The sequence below is a fragment of the Aminobacter sp. P4_D5 genome (genome assembly GCF_056401815.1).
Genome location: NZ_JBFUIP010000267.1, coordinates 1 through 5,177, shown reverse-complemented (window position 1 = coordinate 5,177; position 5,177 = coordinate 1). Strand labels below are relative to the sequence as shown.

5 protein-coding genes are annotated in these 5,177 nt (G+C 61.7%); 3 read left to right on the top strand and 2 right to left on the bottom strand.

The genetic code is table 11. The features are described 5' to 3' along the window. Positions 1 to 196 (bottom strand): ArsR/SmtB family transcription factor (locus AC1DWF_RS30105; RefSeq protein WP_476842427.1); only part of this gene is annotated, 196 nt, incomplete at its 3' end. Positions 197 to 395: 199 nt separating this feature from the next. Here AC1DWF_RS30105 and AC1DWF_RS30100 point away from each other — a divergent pair. Continuing rightward, the gene (locus AC1DWF_RS30100; RefSeq protein WP_476788355.1) at positions 396 to 2,048 is read left to right on the top strand and encodes an alpha/beta hydrolase; all 1,653 of its coding nucleotides are present in this window, start codon (positions 396 to 398) and stop codon (positions 2,046 to 2,048) included. 21 nt (positions 2,049 to 2,069) lie between these two features. Here the strand turns inward: AC1DWF_RS30100 and ybaK are convergent, their stop codons facing one another. After that, on the bottom strand, positions 2,070 to 2,543 hold the full coding sequence (ybaK, locus tag AC1DWF_RS30095) for a Cys-tRNA(Pro) deacylase (RefSeq protein ID WP_476786653.1): 474 nt from the start codon (positions 2,541 to 2,543) through the stop codon (positions 2,070 to 2,072). 349 nt (positions 2,544 to 2,892) lie between these two features. Here ybaK and AC1DWF_RS30090 point away from each other — a divergent pair, with 349 nt between their 5' ends. Both AC1DWF_RS30090 and rnk read left to right on the top strand, forming a co-directional pair. Beyond that, positions 2,893 to 3,570 carry a glutathione S-transferase family protein gene (locus tag AC1DWF_RS30090; protein ID WP_476842426.1) on the top strand — a complete coding sequence of 226 codons (678 nt, stop codon included), beginning with the start codon at positions 2,893 to 2,895 and terminating at the stop codon, positions 3,568 to 3,570. 526 nt (positions 3,571 to 4,096) lie between these two features. Beyond that, entirely contained in the window at positions 4,097 to 4,537 is a 441-nt protein-coding gene (gene rnk / locus AC1DWF_RS30085; protein ID WP_476787266.1) for a nucleoside diphosphate kinase regulator, read from the top strand. Positions 4,538 to 5,177: the final 640 nt, after the last annotated feature.

The following is a 5,177-nucleotide window of genomic DNA, read 5'->3' as shown; positions in this document are numbered from 1 at the left end:
TTTCGCGGCCACGCCTGACCGTGCTGACCAGGTTGGCCGCCTCGAGGATTTCGAGGTGCTGCGTGGCGGATTGCCGGGCCATATCAAGGTTTTCGCAAAGCTGACCGAGCGTCTGCCCGTTCTTTTCGCAAAGAAGATCAAGCAGCCTTCTGCGTGTCGCGTCGCCCAGCGCTTTGAAAACCTTGTCATCGTCCATCAGTCTCACTCTGTGTGAAAGTACAATATGCAGGTAAATGCCTGCATGTCAAATGGCAACTAACCCCGCCCCCCATGGCGCGACCGCGCATCTGACAGGGCGCACGGCGCTATTACAGCCGGCATCGTCCGCTTCGGTATTGCGCCGCAGCGACGCGCAGGGCACTTTGCCCGCGAACGGGCATATCGGGAGTTGTTGCATGCTGCGAAACTGGGTCATCAGGTACTGGTATTCATTCTCGATGACCGGCTTGCTGTTGGGTACGCTGTTTTTTGCCGCGTCGCTGACACCAACCTTGATCCCGCGCAACTACGTCACCCAGGGCGCGCTGTCGGGTTTTTCGGCGGCCGCAGGCTACGGCGTCGGTTTCTTCCTGCGCTGGCTTTGGCACTATCTCGAACTACCCGAACTCAGGTCCCGCGTGCTCAGGGTGTCCAAGCTCGTCGGAGCGGTAGCCTGCGGCATCATCGGCCTGCTCTTTCTCTGGCGCGCGGCCGAGTGGCAGAACTCCATCCGCAGCCTGATGAAGCTCCCTCCCGTCGACACCGGCCACCCGCTTGAGGTCGGCGCGATCGCTCTGATCACCTTCATCGTCTTGATCGCGCTGGCCCGCCTGTTCAACGTGACGCTGCACTACGTCTCCGGCAAGCTGCGCCGCTTCGTGCCGACGCGCGTCTCCTATGTCATTGGCACCACTCTCGTCGTGCTACTGTTCTGGTCGGCTGCCGACGGCATCATCTTCCGCTATGGCTTGCGCGTCATGGACAGCTCGTTCCAGCGCCTCGATGCGCTGATGCCGCCCGACACCAAGCAGCCTTCCGATCCAGAAAAGACCGGCAGTGCAGCCTCGCTGGTGCGCTGGCAAGACCTCGGCCGCATGGGCCGCTCCTACATTGCGTCAGGCCCCAGCGGCACCGACATCGGCAGCCTCACCGGCAAACCGGCCAAGCAACCGGTCCGCGTCTATGTCGGGCTGCAATCCGCCGAGACCGCCCAGGAGCGCGCCAAGCTCGCTCTCGAGGAGCTCAAGCGCGCCGGCGGTTTCGAGCGCTCGACGCTTGTCATCATCACTCCAACCGGCACCGGCTGGGTCGACGAGCAGGCCATCGACCCGATCGAATTCCTGCACAATGGCGACGTCGCCAGCGTCGCCACCCAATATTCCTACCTCGCCAGCTGGATGTCGCTGCTGGTCGAGCCTGGCTATGGCGCCGAACAGTCACGCGCGCTCTTCACCGAGATCTATGGCTACTGGCGCACCCTGCCCAAGCAGACGCGGCCGAAACTCTATCTCTTCGGTCTCAGCCTCGGCGCCTTGAGCACCGAGCTTTCCAACGAGTTGTTCGAGGTGCTGGGCGACCCCTATCAGGGCGCKCTGCTGAGCGGCCCGCCTTTCGCCAGCCGCATCTGGCGTTCGATCACCGACGGGCGCAATCCCGGCACGCCCGAATGGCTGCCTGAGTTCCGCGACGGCTCTTATGTCCGCTTCACCGCCCAGAAAAACGCGCTCGACATTCCAGGTGCCGAGTGGGGGCCGCTCCGGCTCGTCTACCTGCAATATGCCTCCGACCCGATCACCTTCTACGAGACCCATTCGCTCTACCGCGAACCCGACTGGATGAAGACGCCGCGCGGGCCTGATGTCTCGCCCGAACTGCGCTGGTATCCGGTCGTCACCTTCCTGCAGCTGACGCTCGACCTCGCCATGGCCACCACCGCCCCGATGGGCTACGGCCACGTCTACGCCGCCGAGCACTATATCGACGCCTGGATGCAGGTGGCGGATATCCAGGGCTGGTCATCAGACGATGTCGCCAAGCTGAAGCAGCATTTCATCGACAAGCGGAAGTGACCGCTTTTCGGAACTTGACTGTCAGCGGATGAGGTCCGCCACCTTGGCACCCAGCGCCTGGACCAGATCGTCCGGGCGCATGCGGATCTGCAGCCCTCTTTGACCTCCATTGAGGTAGACCTCATCCTCCAGCGTCGCCATCTCCTCGACCGCCGTCGCCACCTGCTTGCGCTGGCCGAAGGGACTGATGCCGCCGACCTTGTAGCCTGTCAGCCGTTCCGCGTCGGTGGGTTTCATCATCTGCGCCGACTTGGCGCCGAAGGCCGCGGCGACCTTCTTCATGTTGACCTCCTGGTCGGAGGGAACCACCACGCAGGCCGGCTTGCCGTCGGCCTCGACCATCAGCGTCTTGAGCACGATGGATGCGGGCACGCCCATGGCCTCGGCCGCCTGCAACCCGACGCGCTCGGCGCTGGAATCATAGCCATAAGTAGCCACGGCGAATGGGACACCTGACTTGGCGAGCATCAACGTGGCAGGAGTCGTCTTGGACATGCCCTGTTTTGCAACAGCGGCCCGGYGGCGCGCAAGGGCGACGGTCGCGTGAATGGCCGCAATGGGGTGGGTAGCGGTCAGGCAGCTTCGAGGTTCGGAACCTGAAAAGCGGGCAATTCTGGTAGCTGCAGCGAAGGCGGAAACTGACCCTTTTGGACCCTTAACTTGGCTCATCTCAGCACTGCGGCGGTCGAAAGCGGTCGACCGTCCTCACGTACCCATGACCGACGCGGCCATGTAGCTCGCCAATTTTTCCTCCGTGTGATCGCCTTGACCCGCATCGTTTCTGGGTGCTCGAATATGTCCGACTACTACACGGAAGACTTTGTCGCGGTCCGGGGAGGTTCCAGTGTACATTCTCTATGGGGGTGACTTCACGCGCGCAATGCTCGTGCAATGGGTGCTGGAGGAAGGTGGAATARATTACGAGTTCAGGACGATAGACATTCTAAAGGGCGAACACCGGGCACCCGAGTTCCTGGCAATCAATCCAGCCGGGCTCATACCAGTACTGATCACCCCTGAGGGCGACGCACTGTATGAAGTGGCCGCCTTGATGGTGTATTTGGCTGACCGACACCAACTCTCCACGTTGGCTCCTGCAGTGATCGATCCACTGAGGGGCCACTTTCTCTCGGCGGTCTTCTACATCGCCGACGATATTCAGCCTGAAATGAAGCGCTTCCATTTTCCACACCGATACTCGCTGAGAACAGAGGACAATCCCGCCATTCAAGATTTGGCTAAAGCCCTTGTCCTCAGCCGCCTGGACGTGATGAACACGCGACTGGAGAAAGGTGGGCCCTATATCCTGGGCACTCGTTTTTGCCTGGCGGATTTCTATTTGAGCTTCTGGGTCGCCTTGCTCGGCCGTGATGGCGTGTGCTCAAGGTCTCCGGCGATTGCCGTGTTGTATGACTTGGTTCGATCTCGTGCCAGCGCAACGCCCTATCTCGAAGGCGCCGAGCGGATAGAGAAGCAATATGCTGACTTGATGAGGAAGAACCCAGCGGGCGTCATCGCTTAACCCTGAGCCACCGGGGACCGCTGCCGACGGAAATGAAGGCGCAATTGCTACCTAGCGCGGTCGGCGGGAATGTCCTCTGTGGATGGCCCCCGCCTGCGGCGCGCGCGAACCCGACGTCTCCATAACCGCGAGGAACGCCCGATCGCACTCAAGACGGTCCATTGCCTCCTCCGGCGATGCAAACGAAGTGCTGGGAGATCAATTGTATCCGTTCGGGCTGCAATTGGCGAGGAACGCCCTCATGCGGGCAGACTGCGGCTGCTCAGCTTGACTTTGTGTCCGCGACATCCCACGTTCCGTAACATGTCGACTGATCGCTTCACGCTTCTGCTTGAACGGGTGTTCCCCGTCGCGGGCACCTAACCCCGGCTTGGTCGCGTCGCCCCCCGGCCGAGGGGCATATGCCTCACGCGCTGCGCTCCGCAGCCGTTGCAGGAACACGGCGACAGCAAATCCGCACAGTCAGTCATACAGCCGTCGGCGCATTTTGCGCCCGCGGTTCGAACATTTTGGAAGAGTTTTGAAAATGGCCCCCACCATAGACAGGCGCAAGCCTGCGATCACGATCACCCGCTCCGACCACGAAAGCCTTTCGCGGCTTGCTGAATCCTACTCTGCGCGGGATCCCGATGCTGCGGAGCAACTGCTCTCCGAACTCGACCGCGCACGCGTGGTGATGGACGGACGCATCGCGCACGACGTCGTCAGGATTGGCTCGACGCTTAGGTTCACCACCGACGCGGGCGAAGATCGCACCGTCACGCTGGTGTTCCCCGGGGAGGCTGACATCGCCCAGGCCAAGGTCTCGATCCTGACGCCCATCGGCGCTGCCCTGATCGGCCTGAAAGTCGCCCAGTCCATCGACTGGACGTCGCGCGACGGCCGCACCCGTCGTCTGACCGTCGAGAGCGTCGTCCAGATGGCCGGACAACCAGCCCAGCCTCAGCACGAGCTTCAGACGGCATGACCATGTCGCCACTCGCGCGCCTCATGTTCTACGGAGGATGCCTTATCGCAGGATCGTAGCCCCGTGCGCCGCACGCATGCGGCCAGGGGTTCTCCACCTCGTCCGGACTTTGCCGCTTGCAGGCGGAACAATTGGAGAACTGCGATGTCTAAAGAAACCTGTCACCACGAAGGACTTCGCGGTCGTCGAAGTCATGTGCGAGCGTTGCCTTACCCGCGGGGCGGGAATGTCCCTGACTTTCGAAGTAGCACCCTGATCGTGGCAATAGCGGGTGGCATCAGCCTGTGGCATATCCGGTGGACAGAGCGATGGAATAGCAGACGTTCCGGTAGCCACCTCACGTTGAGCCGTCTTGGGTCACGAGACGCGGGCCGCGGTGGGGTGAACCGGCAGGTATCGGCCCCGGATCTGCCTACGGAATCATTTCCGGTCGTGGCGTTAAGGGGAAATGCCGATGGCACTGGGGTGGGAAGGGGAATGGCTGGTTTTGCTCCAGCCGCACCCCAAAGCCAATGTCATAGGCGCTGTCACAAGGCAGCAATAATACGCCCTCTCAACTCCTCGACGGCGTGCGATACTTCCTTTTGGCGAAGATGAAGATCGTCTTTCCCATCGCCGAGGTAGGCGTCCCTGGCAAGCG

What these genes read in the sequence shown, in the direction of transcription:
- ybaK (WP_476786653.1), bottom strand. Translation starts at nt 2,543, where the DNA reads ATGTCCAAGACGACTCCTGCCACGTTGATGCTCGCCAAGTCAGGTGTC.
- rnk (WP_476787266.1), top strand. Translation starts at nt 4,097, where the DNA reads ATGGCCCCCACCATAGACAGGCGCAAGCCTGCGATCACGATCACCCGC.